The organism is Streptomyces sp. SPB162, assembly GCF_029504575.1.
Taxonomy (GTDB): Bacteria; Actinomycetota; Actinomycetes; order Streptomycetales; family Streptomycetaceae; genus Actinacidiphila.
In genome coordinates, this window is the sequence record NZ_JAQFII010000001.1 from 381,091 (window position 1) to 398,437 (window position 17,347).

General features: G+C 73.2%; 15 protein-coding genes. 8 read left to right on the plus strand and 7 right to left on the minus strand.

Annotated elements, in window-relative coordinates; all coding sequences use genetic code 11:
* The first annotated feature begins 55 nt into the window (after nt 1-55).
* Together M2266_RS01775 and M2266_RS01780 are read left to right on the plus strand one after the other, a co-directional pair.
* Entirely contained in the window at nt 56-1,132 is a 1,077-nt protein-coding gene (locus tag M2266_RS01775; RefSeq protein ID WP_277436468.1) for a Glu/Leu/Phe/Val dehydrogenase dimerization domain-containing protein, read from the plus strand.
* A gap of 34 nt (nt 1,133-1,166) precedes the next feature.
* The gene (locus M2266_RS01780) at nt 1,167-1,775 is read left to right on the plus strand and encodes a nitroreductase (RefSeq protein WP_277436469.1); all 609 of its coding nucleotides are present in this window, start codon (nt 1,167-1,169) and stop codon (nt 1,773-1,775) included.
* On the opposite strand, the gene M2266_RS01785 is transcribed toward M2266_RS01780, so the two are convergent.
* The gene (locus tag M2266_RS01785) at nt 1,759-1,995 is read right to left on the minus strand and encodes a winged helix-turn-helix domain-containing protein (RefSeq protein ID WP_277436470.1); all 237 of its coding nucleotides are present in this window, start codon (nt 1,993-1,995) and stop codon (nt 1,759-1,761) included. The genes M2266_RS01780 and M2266_RS01785 overlap by 17 nt on opposite strands.
* A gap of 284 nt (nt 1,996-2,279) precedes the next feature.
* On the opposite strand from M2266_RS01785, the gene M2266_RS01790 reads away from it, so the two are divergent.
* Both M2266_RS01790 and M2266_RS01795 read left to right on the plus strand, forming a co-directional pair.
* Nucleotides 2,280-2,549, plus strand: a complete 270-nt coding sequence (locus M2266_RS01790; RefSeq protein WP_277436471.1) for a hypothetical protein — start codon at nt 2,280-2,282, stop codon at nt 2,547-2,549.
* Between the two features lie 366 nt (nt 2,550-2,915).
* Nucleotides 2,916-3,407: a hypothetical protein gene (locus M2266_RS01795; RefSeq protein WP_277436472.1), complete on the plus strand. Its 492-nt coding sequence runs from the start codon at nt 2,916-2,918 to the stop codon at nt 3,405-3,407.
* A 37-nt stretch (nt 3,408-3,444) separates the two neighbouring features.
* Here the strand turns inward: M2266_RS01795 and M2266_RS01800 are convergent, their stop codons facing one another.
* Both M2266_RS01800 and M2266_RS01805 read right to left on the minus strand, forming a co-directional pair.
* Nucleotides 3,445-4,944, minus strand: coding sequence for a HAMP domain-containing sensor histidine kinase (locus tag M2266_RS01800; RefSeq protein ID WP_277436473.1), 1,500 nt, complete (start codon nt 4,942-4,944; stop codon nt 3,445-3,447).
* Nucleotides 4,941-5,687, minus strand: coding sequence for a response regulator transcription factor (locus M2266_RS01805; protein ID WP_277436474.1), 747 nt, complete (start codon nt 5,685-5,687; stop codon nt 4,941-4,943). The genes M2266_RS01800 and M2266_RS01805 overlap by 4 nt, the downstream gene beginning before the upstream one ends.
* A gap of 228 nt (nt 5,688-5,915) precedes the next feature.
* Here M2266_RS01805 and M2266_RS01810 point away from each other — a divergent pair, with 228 nt between their 5' ends.
* Genes M2266_RS01810 through M2266_RS01820 form a run of 3 tightly spaced genes read left to right on the plus strand, consistent with a single transcriptional unit; the run spans nt 5,916 to nt 8,474 of the window.
* Nucleotides 5,916-7,205, plus strand: coding sequence for a ferric reductase-like transmembrane domain-containing protein (locus M2266_RS01810; RefSeq protein WP_277441034.1), 1,290 nt, complete (start codon nt 5,916-5,918; stop codon nt 7,203-7,205).
* Between the two features lie 5 nt (nt 7,206-7,210).
* Complete coding sequence (locus tag M2266_RS01815; RefSeq protein WP_277441035.1) at nt 7,211-7,678, plus strand: FMN-binding protein; 468 nt, start codon at nt 7,211-7,213, stop codon at nt 7,676-7,678.
* Complete coding sequence (locus M2266_RS01820; protein ID WP_277436475.1) at nt 7,671-8,474, plus strand: FAD:protein FMN transferase; 804 nt, start codon at nt 7,671-7,673, stop codon at nt 8,472-8,474. Before M2266_RS01815 ends, M2266_RS01820 begins: the two co-directional genes overlap by 8 nt.
* Before the next feature lie 282 nt (nt 8,475-8,756).
* Here the strand turns inward: M2266_RS01820 and M2266_RS01825 are convergent, their stop codons facing one another.
* From M2266_RS01825 to M2266_RS01840, 4 genes are read right to left on the minus strand one after another with little or no spacing between them, the layout of a single operon-like run.
* Nucleotides 8,757-9,758, minus strand: a complete 1,002-nt coding sequence (locus M2266_RS01825) for a hypothetical protein (RefSeq protein WP_277436476.1) — start codon at nt 9,756-9,758, stop codon at nt 8,757-8,759.
* On the minus strand, nt 9,755-11,071 hold the full coding sequence (locus tag M2266_RS01830; protein ID WP_277436477.1) for an MFS transporter: 1,317 nt from the start codon (nt 11,069-11,071) through the stop codon (nt 9,755-9,757). Before M2266_RS01830 ends, M2266_RS01825 begins: the two co-directional genes overlap by 4 nt.
* Before the next feature lie 3 nt (nt 11,072-11,074).
* The gene (locus tag M2266_RS01835; RefSeq protein ID WP_277436478.1) at nt 11,075-12,487 is read right to left on the minus strand and encodes an alkaline phosphatase PhoX; all 1,413 of its coding nucleotides are present in this window, start codon (nt 12,485-12,487) and stop codon (nt 11,075-11,077) included.
* 46 nt (nt 12,488-12,533) lie between these two features.
* Complete coding sequence (locus tag M2266_RS01840; RefSeq protein WP_277436479.1) at nt 12,534-14,123, minus strand: discoidin domain-containing protein; 1,590 nt, start codon at nt 14,121-14,123, stop codon at nt 12,534-12,536.
* Between the two features lie 306 nt (nt 14,124-14,429).
* Between M2266_RS01840 and cas3u the strand changes: the two genes are divergently transcribed.
* On the plus strand, nt 14,430-17,300 hold the full coding sequence (gene cas3u / locus M2266_RS01845) for a type I-U CRISPR-associated helicase/endonuclease Cas3 (protein ID WP_277436480.1): 2,871 nt from the start codon (nt 14,430-14,432) through the stop codon (nt 17,298-17,300).
* Nucleotides 17,301-17,347 lie beyond the last annotated feature (47 nt).

Here is a 17,347-nt window from a genome sequence, read left to right on the forward strand (position 1 = left end):
CGCCCGCGGGCGGAGCCGCCGGCCCGGCTGTCACCGACGGACCCAGGGGTGGACCATGAGCGTGTTCAAGCAGATGGACGGCCACGAACAGGTGCTGCTCAGTTCGGGCCCCGGTGGGCTCCGCTGCGTCATCGCCATCCATTCGACCTTGCTGGGCCCCGCGCTCGGCGGCGTCCGCTTCCTTCCGTACCGCGACGACGACCAGGCCATCGACGACGCGTTGCGCCTCTCGCGCGCGATGACGTACAAGGCCGCCTGCGCGGGTCTCGACATCGGCGGCGGAAAGGCCGTCATCTTCGGAAGCCCCGGCGTCGAGAAGTCCGAGACGCTGCTCCGCGCGTTCGGGCAGGCGGTCGAGAGTCTGTCCGGGCGCTTCATCGCCGCCTGCGACATGGGCATCACCACCGCCGACCTGCGGGTGATGCGCAAGGAGTCGCAGTGGATCCGCGGCCTGGACGTCGAGGAGGGCGGCTCGGGTGAGTCGGGTGCCATGACCGCCTACGGGGTGAGCCTCGGCATCCGGGCGTGCCTGGAGTTCCTCTACGGCAGCGACAGCCTGGACGGCCGCCACATCGCCCTCGACGGGGTCGGCAAGGTGGGTGCCCGGCTGGCGGCCCATCTGGCCGACGCCGGCGCGCAACTGACGGTGGCCGACATCGACCAGGACAAGGCCGAGCAGGTGGCCGACGCGTGCGGGGCGGAGGTCGTCAGCCGGGAGCAGCTCTACCTGCTCGACGTGGACGTGCTGAGCCCGAACGCGGTCGGCAACGTCATCGATACCGGTCTGGTGGACAAGCTCCGCTGCCGGATCGTCGCGGGCGGGGCCAACAACCAGCTCACCGCACCGGCGGTCGCCGACCGGCTGGCGGCCCGCGGCATCCTGTACGCACCGGACTTCGTCATCAACGCGCTCGGCCTGATCCAGGTGGTCGACGAACTGCACCCGGCGGGGCACGACATGGCCCGGGTCAGGCAGCGCGCGCAACTGATCCCGGAGCGGCTCGTCGAGATCTTCACCCGGGCGAAGAACCTGAACATCAGCACGGCCGCCGCCGCGACCGGCATGGCACGGGACCGCCTCGCGGCGGTGCGGGGGGTGCGGTCGTTCTGGCTGCCGCCGCGGTGCACGTGAGCCGGCCGCACGGCGCGAGGGGGAGCGTCCGCTGATGGAACTGGAAGCCGCCGTCCGCACCCGCCGCAGCGAGCACCGGCTGCTCGATCCCGCCCCGAGCGACGAGGAGTTCACCGACCTGCTCGGCTGGGCGGCGACCGCGCCCGACCACGGCCATCTGCGTCCCTGGCGGTGGATCCTCGTGCGCGGCGAGAGCCGGGCGGCGCTGGGCGCGTCCTTCGCGTCCGGCGCCACCGACGCGGAGACCGTCCGGCGCGAGACGCGGAAACCGCTGCGCGCCCCGCTCCTCGCGACCCTGGTCTTCGTGCCGCGACGCAGTCACCGGGTGCCGCACTGGGAGCAGCTCGCCGCGAGCGGCGCCATGGTCAACTCCCTGATGCTCCTGCTGCACGACCGCGGGTTCGGCAGCATCTGGCGCACCGGCTCGTCCGTCGACTCCGTCGGGACCCGGACGCTGCTGGGCCTGGCCCCGCACGAAGGACTCATCGGCTGGCTGTACGTCGGCACCCCCGACCCCACCCGGCGGTCGGTCCCGCGCTCCCCGGTACCGGTCGCCGACCGGGTCTCCCGGCTCGCTCCCCCGCCCTGCCCCGCGTCCGCCGGCCCAGGGGACGGACGGGCGGTCACTACGAGCACGCGCTGAACGGGCCCCGCGGGAGCGGGGCGTCGGCCAGGTCCGGCGCTCCCCCGCCGAGCAGCCGCAGGCCCAGCGGGGTCGCCGCGTGCAGGACGTACTTGCCGTCGCGGCGGCTGTCCACGAGCCCGCCGTCCCGCAGGACCCCGATCTGGTAGCTGACGCCGGGCAGAGTGACGCCCACCGCCTCGGCCACCTCGGAGGTGGTGCGGGCGCTCCGGCCGGCCACCGCGGCCAGTGCTCTGGCTGGAAAGGGAACACCTTCGTGAGCTTCGTGAACACGTGCTGATCCTCCTGGGACGGGCGCCGAAGCCCGCTGAGGAGGTAAGACTCTCCCGGGCCGCCACCCCCGGTCTGGCCATATCCGGTCACGAGCGCCGCCCTCGTGGAGGGGGTGTCAGGGGTCACCGTCCGCGTATACCCAAAATTTAGCGACTTGTCAGTGGGGCCTGACAGGATCAGCGTGCTCGGTCCACGAGCGCTACGGGGGACGTACGGGGGATGGGGAACGGCATGACGGAATTCCTATGGCCACGGGGGGCGGACGCGGAGGACACCGCCGCGCTCGAGGCCTGGCTGGACGCGCGCGGATGGGAGATCGACCCGACCATCTTCATGGCCGGCGTCGGGGGTCCGGCGGTCCAGGTACGCCGTATCGGCGAGACATGGCAGGACGGGGACGACGGCCTGCTGATACTGCCGGGCGAGTCCGTGACGTTCGACGCCTGGCGGATGAGCGTCGTCCGGACGACCGGCAGGGGAATGCTCTGCCGCAGCGCGTAGAACGGCTCGCCCGGCCGCCGCGATGGACGAGCGGCGGCCGGGCGAGGCCCGCCGGCGGGCCCGAGGGGGATTCCAGTGCCGCGCGAGGGGGCGGTGACAGGCTTGGAGGGACCGCTTAGGCCGTGTCTGACACATCCCGCCTGGCCCGGGACGCCTGGCACACGCGCTCTCCCCCAGCTACCGCTGGGAGGGGCCCCCAGTTGTCGGGCCCGCCCCGGTACGTCCAGTACAGGGGCGACCCTCCGCCGTGCGATCGCACGCACCAGACGCCCCGGGCCCCGCCCTCCGGGCGGACGCCGGTATGTGTCAGACACGGCCTAGCGTCGCGATTCCGCGAACCCTCCGGCCACACACCCAAGGATCTCCGTGCTCGACATGAATGCCCTCCAGCGGGGCGATGTACTGCTCCAGGCCGCCGTCGCCGAAGCCGCTCTCGGCGAGTCGGCCACGGCCCGCGGCAGGATCGACCTGCTGCTCGAACTCGACGACGAAACGCTCTACACCCTCACCAAAGCCGCGGTGACCTACCTCATGCGGATCCATCGGGCCGAGGGCGGGGAATGGACCCCCGGCCCGGACGCCGGGGCCGGTGAGAGCCACGCCTCCGCGGGCCGGAGTTACACCGTCGCGCTGCTCGACGCCTGGTCCGCGCGCGAGGGTGGCACCTTCAAGTCGCTCTTCGCCGCCGCGGCCGCCGATCCGCGACACCGTGCCGAGATCCTGCGCGACCCGTTCGACTTCGCCGTCGAAAGGGCGCTGGAACTGGCCGCCAAGCACGTCGGCCCGCACACCCTCGTCCGGCAGTTGTGCAAGTCCATCGCCCGGGAGGACCGCTCGATGTCCCAGGACTGGCCCTGAGCCCGCCGGGTGGGAACGCACGCCGCGGGAGCCCGCGCTACCGCGGCCCCGCGGCCTGATCCGCTCCGTCCGGCGCGTCGCCGTCCGCATCACCCTGGGGCAGCCGCACGGTGAACTCGCTGCGTCCCGGCCTGCTGCGGGCGGTGACCGTACCGCCGTGCGCCTCGACCACGGCGGCGACGATGGCCAGCCCCAGGCCCGCGCCGCTGCCCGCGCCGGCTCGCCGCCGGTCGGCCCGCGCGAAACGTTCGAAGAGCGTCGCGCGGACCGCCTCCGGCACCCCGGGGCCGTTGTCCGCGACTCGCACTTCGACCGTTCCGGCCGTCCCGTCGCCCGCCGGAACGGTCCGCAGCCGCAGCGCGACCTCGGTCCCGTCCGGGGTGTGGACCCGCGCGTTGGCCAGCAGGTTGGTCACCACCTGCTGCAACCCATGGGCGTCGCCGGGGACGGTGACGGGCTCCTCGGGCAGTTCGAGCACCCACCGGTGCCCGGGTCCCGCGGCCCGCGCGTCGTCCACCGCGTCCAGCACCAGCCGGGTCAGGTCCACCGGCCGGCGCTCCAGCGGCCGGCCCGCGTCCAACCGGGCGAGCAGCAGCAGGTCGTCGACCATCTCGCCCATCCGCGCGGACTCCGCCGCCACCCGCTCCAGCGAGCGCCGTACCTCGGCCGGAACCGGTCCCGGGTGGCGCAGCGCGAGTTCCGCGTGGCCGCGCACCGAGGCGACGGGGGTACGCAGCTCATGACTGGCGTCGGCCGCGAACCGGCGCAGCCGTTCCTCGCTCGTGTGCCGCTTGGACAGGGCGTCCCCCACGTGGCCGAGCATGAGATTGAAGGCGGTGGCGACCTGGCCCGCCTCGCTGCGCGGATCCGCGTCCGGAACGCGCAGCGGCAGCGCGACCTCGCCGCTGTCCAGTGGCAGCCGCGTCACGGCCGTGGCGGTCGCGGCGACCCTGCGCAGCGGCCGCAGCGACCAGCGCACCCACAGTGCCCCGGCCACACCGGTCACCACCAGGGCCCCGCCGAAGACCGCCGCCTCGACCAGCTCGAGGCGCTCCACGGTCTCCTCGACACCGTGCAGGGGCAGACCGGTGATCAGTAGGTCCTGGTCGTTGCCGGCCACGGCCTTCACCCGGTAGCCGCGCAGCGCCGACAGTTCGATGTCGTGGGCCCGGCCGTCGACCGGGACGGCCGCCAGGGCCGCCTTGTCGGCGGCGGTCAGTTCCACCGTGGTGTCGGTGCCTGAGCGCACCACCGCGGCGTCGGTGACCACTCCCGCGAGGAGCCGCGCGCCGAAGGTGCCGGGTGACTGGCGACGGGTGTCAGCGTGCTTCTCCCCGCCGGGTCCGCCGCGCTCCCCCGCGTGCTCCAGGCTCGCCGGGAACTTCCCGCCCGCGTCGCCGAGCTGCTGGTCGAGACGCTCGGTGAGGAAGCCCCGCAGCGCGAGCACCGCGGCGATGCCGACGGCCGCGCAGCTGACCGCGAGGAGCACCACCAGTCCGCAGGTCAGCCGGGCGCGCAGGGAACGCGGGCCGATCACGCGGTAGCCGGCTTGAGGACGTATCCGGCGCCCCGCACCGTGTGGATCATCGGCACCCGTCCGGCGTCGATCTTCTTGCGCAGATAGCTGATGTAGAGCTCCACGATGTGGGCCTGGCCGCCGAAGTCGTACGACCAGACGCTGTCCAGGATCTGCGCCTTGCTCAGTACCCGGCGGGGGTTGCGCAGCAGGTACCGCAGCAGCTCGAACTCGGTCGGCGACAGCTCGATGGTCAGCCCGCCCCGGGTCACCTCGCGCGCCTCCTCGTCCATGACCAGGTCGCCGACGGACAGCAGCGCCCCCTCGGACCGCTGCCCGCTCATGCCGGCGCGCCGCAGCAGACCGCGCAGCCGGGCCAGCACCTCCTCGAGGCTGAACGGTTTGGTGACGTAGTCGTCACCGCCCGCCGTGAGGCCGGCGATCCGGTCCTCGACGGCGTCGCGGGCGGTCAGGAACAGCACACAGATCCCGGGCTGCCGGTCCCGCAGCCCGCGCAGCACGGACAGTCCGTCGAAGTCCGGCAGCATGATGTCGAGGACGACGGCGTCGGGCTCGAAGTCGCGGGCCGTGGTGAGCGCCGAGGCCCCGTCGGCGGCGGTACGCACCTGCCAGCCCTCGTAGTGCAGAACGCCGGCGAGGACCTCGAGCAGGTCCGGCTCGTCGTCCACGACGAGGACCCGGACCGGGGTGCCGTCCGGGCGGGTCAGGGAGGGTGGCGGGGGCGCCGCGGGAGGGATGTCCATGGTCGGTCCAGCATGCCGCCCCCACCTCTGAGTTTCCCATGAGACCCGCCCCTGACATCCCTTTCAGAGCTGATTCAGAGGTTGCGGCGACACAGTGGGCGGTCAGCCGACGAAAGGGGACATCTCGTGGCGACGACCTACGGTCATCAGGCGGGCCGGCAGGGTTCCGCGCCGGCCGGCCACGGCAGACCGCCCGCTCCACGCGGCCGGCGCTCACCGGCCGGACCGGTGCTCGCCCTGGCGGGGGCCGGAGCGGTCGCGGTGCTCGCCCTGTGGTGGCACGACACCGCCGCGGTCGTCGGACCGGCGGGGTGGTTGATCGGCGCGGGCCGGATCGCCGGCCTCCTCACGGGCTACGGCTGCGCTGTCCTGGTCGCCCTCATGGCCCGGGTGCCCGCCCTGGAACGCGGGGTGGGAAGCGACCGGGTGGCCCGCTGGCACGCGATGGCCGGGCGCTACACCATCTGCCTGCTGCCGGCCCACATCGTCCTGATCGTCTGGGGCTACGCGGTCCAGGCCCACACCGGCCTGGTGCACGAGACCACGACCGTGGTGTTCGACTACCCGGAGATGCTCAAGGGGACGATCGCCGGGCTGATCCTCCTCGCCACCGGCGTCCTCTCCGCGCGGGCCGTGCGCCGCCGGGTCAGCTACGAGACCTGGTATTACCTGCATGTCCTGACCTACCTCGCGCTCTTCCTCGCTTTCGGCCACCAACTCGCCCTCGGCGCCGACTTCGCCGGGAACGCGGCGGCCCAGAACGCCTGGTACGTGCTGTACCTCGGCGTCGCGGCCCTGGTGGTGTGGTTCCGCGTGCTGGCCCCCGTACGGTTGAACCTCCGCCACCGGTTGCGGGTCGCCGCCACCGTGCGCGAGGCGCCCGGCGTCGTCTCCGTCATCATCCGGGGCCGCCGGCTGGCTGAACTGCACGCCGAGCCGGGCCAGTTCCTGCGCTGGCGGTTCCTCGCCGACGGGCTGTGGTGGACCTCCACCCCGTACTCGCTGTCGGCCGCCCCAGGCCCGGACCAGCTGCGCATCACCGTCAAGGCGCTCGGCGACCACAGTGCGGCGCTGGCCCTGCTCCGGCCCGGCACCCGCGTCTGGGCGGAGGGACCCTACGGGGCGCTGACCTCCGCCCGCCGGACCCGGTCCAAGGTGCTGCTGCTCGCCGGCGGCGTGGGGGTCACCCCGCTGCGCGCCCTGTTCGAGACGCTCCCCGCCCGCCCCGGCGACCTGACGCTGCTGTACCGGGGCCGCACGGCCGACGACCTGGCGCTGCGCGCGGAACTGGAGGCGATAGCGCGTTCCCGCGGGGCCCGCCTGTACTACGCCGTCAACGCGGCGGACGGCACCCGTGCCGCCATCACCACCACCGGCCTGCGGACGATACTGCCCGACATCGGACAGCACGACGTGTACCTGTGCGGGCCGGACGGCATGGCGCTTGAGTCGTACGACGCCCTGCGCGCGGCCGGGGTGCCCGCCGCCCACATCCACCACGAATCCTTCGAGCTGTGAGCGCCATGCGAACCCATCCCCTGCGCCGCGTCGTGCTGAGCGCCGCCGCCACCGTGACCGGCGTCGTCCTCCTGCTGTCCCTGAAGCCGCACGCGCAGCAGCAGTCGGTGGCACGGGCCGGCACGGACTCCGGCTCCTCCACGCCCACCGCGACGGGCTCCGCCCCGGCGCCGTCCACGGGCTCGGCCTCCGGCGCGGCCCGCACCGTCGACGGGGACACCGTCCAGACGCGGTTCGGGCCCGTGCAGGTGCGGGTCACCCTGAGCGGTGCGAAGATCACCGCGGTCACCGTGCTCCAGGTACCGGACGAGAACGGCCGCGACCAGGAGATCACCGACTTCTCCGTCCCGCAGCTGACACAGGAGGCGCTCGACGCGCAGAGCGCGGACATCGACACCGTCTCCGGGGCGACCTACACCAGCGAGGGGTACATCAGCTCCCTGCAGAGCGCCCTGGACAGGTCCCATGGCTGACTCCGCGCAGCGACTGCGGCACGTCGAGCACGTGATGGGCACCGTGTTCTCGTTCGACGTCCGGGGAGACACCGGTCCGCGCACCCGCACCGCGCTGGCCGCCGCCACGGCCTGGCTGCACCACGTGGACGAGGAGTTCTCGCCCTACCGGCCCGGCAGCCAGGTCAGCCGGCTGGCCCGCGGCGAACTCACCGCCGACGGGTGCTCGCCGGAGGTACGCGAGGTGCTGCGGCTGTGCGCCGACGCCGAACACCGCAGCGGCGGCTGGTTCAGCGCCCGCTACGCGGGAGGGCTCGACCCGACCGGACTCGTCAAGGGCTGGGCCGTGGAGCGGGTGGCCGCGATGCTGCACTCCGCGGGCGCGCCCGACGTCTGCGTCAACGGCGGCGGAGACGTGCAACTGCACGGCGGACCCTGGCGGGTGGGGGTCGCGGACCCGCTGCGGCCCGGTGCCGTCGTGACCGTCGTCGAGACCCGGCAGACGCTGGCCGTGGCCACCTCGGGACCCGCCGAACGGGGCTGCCACATCCTCGACCCGCACACGGGCGCGCCCCCGGCCGATCCCCTCGCCTCGGTCACGGTGGTCTGCCGCGCCCTGGGCGACGCCGACGCGTGGGCCACCGCCGCCTGCGCGATGGGCGCCGAGCGGGCTCACGGGTGGCTGGAGGGCCTGCCGGGGGTGGATGCCTTCACGGTCACGCCCGACGGCGGCACCTGGCAGACCGCCGGCTTCGCCCGGCTCAAGGGCAGATACATCTCACTCTGTGGCAGCGGGGACAGACGACGCGTCTACTGACGTCAACGACCGGCTCCGGGTCCATTACGCGCTCCTGACTCTCCAGCACCCGCCACGGCTGTGCCCGGCGGGCTCGTTGTGCTCGCTCCTTTAGACGCTTGAGCCGCAGTTTGGGTTCGCCTTTGACGCAACTTCGTGACAGCGCACGGCCCGACGGCGCTCGTACGCCCCCTCTTGGTGCTCCGCGTCCGAGTTGTACCCGGACTCAGGTTTCACACAGTGAAGGCCCGGTGGCCGCCGGTGGTCCACCGGCGGCCACCGTGTGTGCCCGGAACCCTTCCGTCAGCGACTTGGTGACGCTGCGTCGACAATGAGTTCACGGGGCCGACCCGTCCCGTCGGCCGGGACCGCCCAGACGTCGGACCCGCCCTTGCCCCGGGACTTGGCGTACATGACGGTGTTCCCGTCGAACCACGCGGCCTGGTCGTCCACGCTCGCCGTCTCGGCGAGCGGGGTCTCCCGCATCGTCGACAGGTCGAGCACGTGCAGCCGCCAGGGCCGCGCCGCGTCGGCGGAGACCCGCTTCTTGAACACCACCCGGGTGCCGTCCGGCGACAGGGAGGGGCATTCGGCGTTCTCCCGCAGGGTGTGCGCCTGCCACGTGCCGTAGTCGCCCTGGACGAGGTACGTCTTGCCCTTGGTCGTCACCGTCGCGTAGAAGCGGTTGTCGTCCGCCGCGAAGGTCACCCCCCAGAAGTTGACGTCCGACGCCCGGTAGCGGCGGCCGTCGATGAACAGCGGGATGTCCTCGATGTTCAGCACCGCGTAACCCGTGCGCGTGTCGAGGATCCCGGTCCAGGTGGAGAAGCCGCCCCGATTGTAGGAGTCCCCCTGCACGAACACCGTCCAGGAGACCATGCGCCCACTGGGTGAGACCCGGGCGCGGTTGGGGATGCCCGACAGCTTCACCCGGCGGACCTCGCGCAGTTGGCGGTCGACGATCAGCGCGTACGTCTTGGGCAGGGCGCCGGTGCCGGTGACGAGGCAGACGCCGGTGCCCGCCGCGCTGTAGAACCGCTCACAGCCCAGCCCGCCGACCGTGCGGGGAGCGCCGGGTCCGCCGGCCGGCACCGCCGCGACGTTGCCGTGACCGGCCCCGGGAGCGGTGTCCCGGAAGAGCAGTTGTCCGGGCCGCCCGGTGTCGATCGGTTCGCCGTGGAAGGCGGGAACCGCTTCGCGCCGGGCGGCGTGCACGCTGTAGCCGACCCCCAGCCCGGCCAGCACCAGCAGGGCGAGCACCGGGGCGAGCAGCCGGACATGAGCGTGCCGGCGGATGTCGATCATGCGCTGGTCTCCTGGTGGTGCGAGAGGACATCGGGAGGTGCGTCGGGGCCGCCGGTCCCGGCGGCGTCCGCCGGGAAGCCGAACCGGGCCACCAGCAGGCACACCGCCAGCCCCGCCGCCATCACCGCGAGCCCGGTGCGCGGCCCCCACGCCGTCCAGGCCGCGCCGAGGATGATCGAGGAGACCACCCGGGCGCCCGCCTGGCCGGTCTGCAGCAGGGCCATGCCGCTGGTCCGCAGCCCGGCGGGGAGCAGCGGGCCGGCCGCGGCCATCAGCACGCCGTCGGTCGCGGCGTAGAACACCCCGTGCAGCAGCAGCGACGGGATCAGGACGAGCAGCCCGCCCGCGGGTCCGAGCAGCATCGCGTACGCGCCGAGCAGCGCCACATGGCCGGCGAGGAACATCCTGAACCTGCCGGTGCGGTCCGCCATCCGTCCCAGCGGCACGGCGAGCAACAGGTAGGCGCCGGTGGTGCCGAGCGGCAGCAGCGGGAAGTACTCCGGGGCGATCCCCAGCCGCCGCTGCAGCAACAGGTAGACGAAGGAGTCGCTGACCGTGACGAGACCCAGTGCGGCGGTCAGCAGGCAGGTGCGGCGGAACGCGGCCGCGCGCAGCAGTCCGAACGCGGCGCGCAGCGCGGGCTCCCGCCGGTCCGGGGACGGATCCTGCCGGTCCCGCACGAGTGAGACGAGCAGCACCACCCCGAGGGCGGCGACGCAGAAGCTGACGACGAACACCGCGTCGTAGGCGGTGCCGGTCGCGGCCAGGACCGCGAACGCCGCGAGTGGGCCGATGAAAGCGCCGACGGTGTCCATCGCCCGGTGCACGCCGAAGGCGAGCCCGAGGATCTGCGGCGGTGTGCTGAGGGAGATCAGCGCGTCCCGCGGTGCGGTGCGCAGGCCCTTGCCGGCCCGGTCGGCGGCCACCACGGCGCCCAGCGCACCCACCGAGCTCCCCGCGGCCAGCAGGCCGAGTTTGCACACCGCCGACAGCCCGTAGCCGATCCCGGCGACCAGTTTGCGGCGCCGGCGGCGGTCGGCGAGATGGCCGCCGACGAGCCGCACCAGGACGGAGGCACCGGTGTACAGGCTGTCGAACATGCCGAACGCCAGTGGACTGAGGCCCAGTTGCAGGACGAGGTAGAGCGGGAGCACCGCGCTGACCATCTCCGAGGAGACGTCGGTGACCATGCTGACGGCGCCGAGCGCGACCACGTTGGCGGGGACCGAGCGCAGCAGTCCGGCCCGGCGCCCCGGGCGGAGGCCCGGGGCGCCGTCGGCGGCACTGGTGGTGCTGCTCGCCGAGATGTACATCGGCTACTTCCACCCGCTGATGTCGAGCAGTACGCCGTGTCCGGTGACGTTGTACTGGACGATCACGTACAGATGGCGCCCGGACGCGTCGAAGACGCCCCCGGTGAACGAGCCCATCGGGTCGTTGACGGTCGCCACCCGGACACAGCCGTCGCTCTGCAGGTCGGGGTCCGAGCCGTCCGGCAGGCAGCTCCACAGGTCGTTGCCGTGGAAGCCCTGCAGATCGCTCTCGGTGTCACCGTCCTCGTGCACGACCCAGGTGCCGCGGCCGGGCCGGAAGGCCATGTTGTCGGGCATGTTGACCGCCGGACTGCCCGGAACGAACAGCTGGAGCTGCGGGATCGCCGCGTTGGTCACGGCGGTGGCCACCGTCCCGTCGGTCAGGCACACCGACTGGCCCCAGTTCTGCGCCTCGTCCTCGTCCCCCGTCTCGTTGACGCAGGCGCGCACCTGCCCCGCGGCGAGCGCGGTTCCGTCCAGGTCCATGTCCTCCGGCCGGTACAGGCCGGTCAGATGGAGCGCCTCGGTGGCCCCGGTCAGGTCGGGGTCGGTGCGGTCGGGGACGGGGATCCAGGCGCCCTGTCCGGTCTGGGTGCCCTGGCCGTAGTCCCGGCCACCCTCGTAACGGCCCAGCCGCAGCCCGTAGACCCGGCCGGAGGCGAGCGGCGACTCGCTCAGCCGGTGGACGGCGCCGGCGCCCGCCGCACGCGGCTTGTCCGGCACGAACTTGAACAGCGCGCCGCCGGGCGCGCCCTTGTCGGGGCGGTTCTCGTCGGCGTAGTAGAGCAGGCCGTTGGGCAGCACCGAGATGCCTTCGTAGGACATCCGTCCGATGCCGGGCCTGACGGTCAGGTTCGCCGCCCCGGTGCCACCGCTGAAGCGGCCGGTGGAGCGGTCGAGCGTCACGCCCGTGGTGTGCAGCGGGTCGATCAGTTCGTAGAGCCGGCCGCCCTCCGGCCCGCCACCGGTCTCCTCGCCGATGACGATGGTTCCCCAGGCGGTGCGCCGGACGGGGTCGCAGGCCTCGGCACCGGTCAAAATCGTCTGGGACCTCCCGGTCGCCAGTTCCGTGCGCAGCAGTCCCGGCTGGTCCGGGTCGCTCTCGTTACAACTGATGAGCCACCGCGGGTCGGAGTCGCTGGGCCACAGGGCGCCCTGATCGGTCGTCAGCGGCAGTCGCGCGGTGACGACCCGCACCTTGAGGCTCTTGGCGAGGGTGACCAGTCGTTCCGGGTGCGCCAATGCCTCCGCCTTGCCGATCGGCCGGGTCGAGGAGTGCGCCAGGTCGCCGGTGACGCCGTGCGGGTTGCCGCGGTCGGCGGCGTCGGCCCGGCCGGGCGCGGCGCCGGCGAAGATCGCACCGGCTCCGGCCGCCAGGGCCACCATGGCGGCGAACGCCGTCAGGTGTCGTTTCACGTGTTCTCTCCTTGTTCCACGGCGTGGGCCGCGGGTCGCGCGTGGGTCAGTGGCAGGTGACGGGACCGAAGGTGTCGAGCACCGAGCCGTTGTCCTGGACCAGCTGTCCCGCGTACGTGGTCGGGGTGAGGGTCAGCTTCAGGACGGCCTTGACGTCGGTGATCCGCTTCTGGCTGTTCGGCTGCGCGCTCTCGAAGCCGTAGCTGTCGGCGCCGCCGGTGCCCACGAGCAGTTCGCGGACGCCCGCCGGGTCGGCGCCGCCGGTCGCGTTCTGTGGGGCGTAGCGCTCGTAGAGGTGGTCGTGGCCGTTCAGGATCAGGTCGGCGCCGTGGGCCCGCAGGATCTGCCACATGGGCTTGCTGACCATGTCGGCCTGCGGTCCGGAGCTGTACAGCGGCCGGTGCCAGTACGCGGCGACGCAGCCGTTGGTGTTCCTGGTCAGGTCCGCCTCCAGCCACTTGCCCTGCGCGGAGGTCGCGGACATGGAGATCTCGGTGTCGAGTGCGACGAAGTGCCAGCCGCCGCGGTCCCAGCTGTAGTACGTCTTGCCGTCGGGGGTGGCGCGGGCGCCGAAGTACGACTTGTAGCCGGCCGCCGGGGTGCTGTCGTCGTACTCGTGGTTGCCGGTCGACGGGTGGGTCTTGTTCAGGAACCGGCCCCAGGTCGTGCCGTAGTACTTCTTGAAGTCACTGAGGCTGCCGGTGTCGTACTGGTTGTCGCCGAGGGTGAGGACCTCGTCGGGGTTGATGGCCTCGACGCGCTTGGCGGTGTTCTCCGCCCCGCAGTCCTTGCCCGCGGAGCAGCCGGGGTCGGCGATGTCACCGGCGGCGACGACCGTGAAGGAGGCCGCGCTCTGACCGGGTGTGCCGATCACCGGCGCGCTCGCGGCGGAGAGGTTGCCGGCCGCGTCCTGGGCCCTGACGGTGTAGGTGTACGCCGTCCCCTGGGTGCGGCCCGGATCGGTGAACGTGGTGCCGGTCGCGGTGGCGACGACCGCGCCGTCCCGCGACACCTGGTATCCGGTCACGCCGGTGTCGTCGGTGGACGCGTCCCAGGCGAGGGTGACGGACGTGGTGGTGGTGCCGGTCACCCGCGGGTTCCCGGGCGCGGTCGGCGCGGTGGTGTCCGGGCCACCGGCCGGGCCGTACACCTCGAACTCGTTGAGGGAGTAGCCGTAGGCGGTGCCCCGGGCGGTGCCGTACACGCGGACGTACCGGCCGGAGGTGCCGGACGGGACGGTCACCTCGTCGATGCCGCCGTCACCGGTGGTCGTCGAGTACGCCTTGGTCCAGGCGGAGCCGTCGGACGACACCTCGACGCGGTACCCCTTGCCGTAGGCGGCCTCCCAGTCGAGGTGCACGCGGGTGAGGGTGCGAGGGGTGCCGAGGTCGACGCGGATCCACTGCGGGTCGAGCCCTTCCTCACTGGCCCAGCGGGTGGTGGTGCTGCCGTCCACCGCCTTGGCCGCGTTGTAGGAGGAGCTCTCGTCGGACGACGACAGGGCCGGCTTGCCGCGGGACAGCAGCACGTCGCCGGCGGCGTGTCCGGACGACGTGGCCGACAGGCCGATGAGCAGGGCGAGGGCCGCCACCAGGCCGTACAGGCGGCGATGGCGGGCGGACAGGGATGGGGACAACGTCTGCCTCCGGGCGTGGGAGATCCAACCGCGGCGCCCGGATGTGCCGGGACGTCGCGAGGCCCACGGCCGGGACAGATCTCTCACTGAGCGCGTCACATCCGGGGATGCCGCGCCAAGCCGCGTGCAGCGAGAGTGACAAAGGTCCTGAGAGCCGTCAAGAGGAGTTAGTAAAGTTTCCTAACTTGTCATGCGGATCAGTCCTCCGTTCACGCGGTGCCCGCCCCGTCCGGCGGCCGGGTCATCCTTCACAAGTCCGGGTGCGGCCTGGGAAACTGGGGCCGACACCCAGGAGGAGTCCACCCCATGCTGGAACGCGAACTGGAACCGGGCGACTTCACCGCCTTCTGCCGCGAGACGCACGGACACGAGCCCTTTCCGTGGCAGACGGCGCTGGTGGACCGGGTGGTGAAGGACGGCTGGCCGCAGGCCGTCACGGTGCCGACCGGGCTCGGAAAGACCTGGGTCCTGAACGTCGCGGTGTTCACCGCCGCCCTCCGGCGCGGCCGGCCCGGAGCCGCCCCGCGGACACCCCTGCGGATCTTCTACGCCGTCGACCGGCGGTTGGTCGCCGACGAGGCCTACGAGCACGCGGCGCGGCTCGCCCAGGTGCTGCGTGAGGCACTGGCGGATCCGTACGCGGGCCGGCCGGTGCCTCCGGTGGGCACGGTCACCGGACGCGTCGCGCGGGCGCTGTGGCGCGAGGGCGACAAGGACGTGCTGGAGGCGACCCGGATGCGGGGCGGGGTGACCTGGTCGCCGAACTGGCTGGAACGCCCGGACCGACTCTCCCTGGTGACCGGCACGGTCGACCAGGTGGGCAGTCGCCTGCTCTTCCGCGGCTCCGGCACGGGCACCCGGCGCCGGTCGATCGAGGCCGCCCTGACCGGCACCGAATCGCTGATCATCGTCGACGAGGCGCACGGCGCCGAGGAGTTCGCAGCCGCGGTACGCGCCGCCTTCGCGCTGGACGGGACGCCCGAGGACCTGCACCCCGTCCTGATGACCATGTCCGCCGTCACCGGACGCGGCAGCGCCGACGCGCACGGCATCACCGATGACGACGAACGTCACCCGGTGGCGGGCACGCGCCTGCGGTCGGCCAAGCGGCTGCATCCCGTCGAGGTCGGAACGGACCCGGCCGATGCCGACCGGCAGCTGCCCGTCTCGCTCGCGGCGTGGGCCCGGCAACTCGGCGAAGGCGGCCGCGTCGTCGGGGTCGTGTGCAACACCCTCGGGCGGGCCCGAGCCGTCCTGGAACTGCTGCCCGGGGAGAAGGTACTGCTGACCGGGCGCAGCCGGGCCGTGGACCGGGAGTACCTGCGCTGCGGGTGGTACGACCGGACGAAGTCCGGTCGGGAGACCCGCCACGACGGCCCGTTCTACGTGGTGACCACCCAGAGCGTCGAGGTTGGCACCGACCTCGACTTCGACGCGCTGGTCACCGAGGCGGCCCCGCTCCCCGCACTGGTCCAGCGGCTGGGCCGGCTCAACCGCGTCGGGCGGCACACCGCCGCGCGGGCCGTCGTGGTCCACGGTGCGGCCGAGCCGGGTGGGAGCGGCGGCGCCGCGCGCGACGCCACCTGGCGCCGACTGACCGCACTGTGCCCGCCCACCGTCACCCACCCCGGCGGGACTCCCGAACTCACCGGCCCGGGTCTGGACGCCTCCCCCACCGCCTTGCGCCGACTGGCAGCCGAGGTCGATGCGGAGGAGTGGGAGGCGATGCGGGGCGCCCGGCCGGCCGGTACCCCCGTGCGTGCGGCGGACCTGGACGCCTGGGTGCGCACCGAGCCGGCACCGGACCCGGATACGCCGGTCGCCCCGTATCTGCACGGCATCGACGCGGGCGCCCGGCCCCGCGTCCACGTCGTCTGGCGGACCCGCGAGACGGGCCGGACGGCCGAGGAGTGGCGCGAGACGGTGAACCTGTTCCCGCCGGCCGCCGAGGAGAGCGTCGAACTGCCGCTGCACGCCGTACGGCGGTGGTTGACCGGCAGACCGAACGCCGCCGCCGTCTCCGACGACGACGCGTTCCCCGGGCCGGGCGAGGAGCCTGCGGACGGCCCGCCCGGCGGCGGGGCCGCAGTGGAGATCCTCCGGTACCGGTTCGACGCGCCCACCGCGATCGTCACACCCGACGACCTCGAGCCCGACGACCTCGTCGTACTGCCGACGGCTTTCGGGGGGTGCGACGCGTACGGCTGGAACCCCGGCTCCACGGACCCGGTCCTCGACGTGGCGGACCTGGTGGGAGGCGGCGACGAGCGGGCCGTCGTCAGGATCGGACCGGGCCTGGCCACCGCCGTGCGCGTCTGCGACCCCGCGCTCGCCTCCCCCGTGGACCGGCTGGTCACGGAGATCGCCAGCGACAGCGCGCCCCTCACCGCCGAACGCGAAGCCCGCTACCGCGGCCGTTTCGCCGAATTGGCCGGCAGCGCGCCCGATGACCTTCCGCACCTCAGGGTCTTCCGGGCGCTGGCCCGCGGCGGCCGGCTCCTCACCGTCGGCGGCCCGCCGCTGTTCGTCGCCGGCCGCGCGAGCCTCGACGGGCCGTCCACGGCGGGCCTGCCGCAGACCCTCGCCGAACACCAGGCCGAAGTGTCCGCGGCGGCCGAGTGCTACGCCCGCAACCTGCGCCTGGACGACCGAACGGTCGCCGCCGTCGCCCTCGCGGCCGCCCTGCACGACGAGGGCAAACGGGACCCTCGCTTCCAGACGATGCTGCACGGCGGATACGAGGAAGCAGCTCTCGCCGCACCCGAGCCGCTCGCCAAGTCCGGTACGGACCCGGCCGACCGGGCCGGGTCCGGAACGGCCCGGCGAGCCTCCGGCTATCCGCAGGGGATGCGCCATGAAGCGCTGTCGGCCCGCATCGCCGCGCTGCACACGGCCGCCCGCGACGACCTCGACGCCGAGTTGGTCATCCATCTGGTCGCGTCCCACCACGGTTTCGCCCGGCCGCTGCTGCCGCCGGTCGTCGACCCGGACCCCCGCTCCCTGCACCTGACCATCGCCGGCCGGGAGGTGACCGTGGGCACCGCGCAGACGGTGGACCCGGCGGGCCCGGCACGGTTCGAATCGCTCAACCGCCGGTACGGACGGTGGGGGCTGGCCCGGCTGGAGGCGATGGTGCGGCTCGCCGACGTGTACTGCTCCATCCAGCGGGAGACCTGACGGAGTCGGGCGGGATCCATCCGGCCTGGTGCTCTGGCCGGAAAGGT

Coding starts and splice junctions, on each gene's coding strand:
- M2266_RS01820 (WP_277436475.1), top strand. CDS start 7,671: ATGGCTGACTCCGCGCAGCGACTGCGGCACGTCGAGCACGTGATGGGC.
- M2266_RS01805 (WP_277436474.1), bottom strand. CDS start 5,687: ATGGACATCCCTCCCGCGGCGCCCCCGCCACCCTCCCTGACCCGCCCG.
- M2266_RS01790 (WP_277436471.1), top strand. CDS start 2,280: ATGACGGAATTCCTATGGCCACGGGGGGCGGACGCGGAGGACACCGCC.
- M2266_RS01825 (WP_277436476.1), bottom strand. CDS start 9,758: ATGATCGACATCCGCCGGCACGCTCATGTCCGGCTGCTCGCCCCGGTG.
- M2266_RS01815 (WP_277441035.1), top strand. CDS start 7,211: ATGCGAACCCATCCCCTGCGCCGCGTCGTGCTGAGCGCCGCCGCCACC.
- M2266_RS01780 (WP_277436469.1), top strand. CDS start 1,167: ATGGAACTGGAAGCCGCCGTCCGCACCCGCCGCAGCGAGCACCGGCTG.
- M2266_RS01830 (WP_277436477.1), bottom strand. CDS start 11,071: ATGTACATCTCGGCGAGCAGCACCACCAGTGCCGCCGACGGCGCCCCG.
- cas3u (WP_277436480.1), top strand. CDS start 14,430: ATGCTGGAACGCGAACTGGAACCGGGCGACTTCACCGCCTTCTGCCGC.
- M2266_RS01775 (WP_277436468.1), top strand. CDS start 56: ATGAGCGTGTTCAAGCAGATGGACGGCCACGAACAGGTGCTGCTCAGT.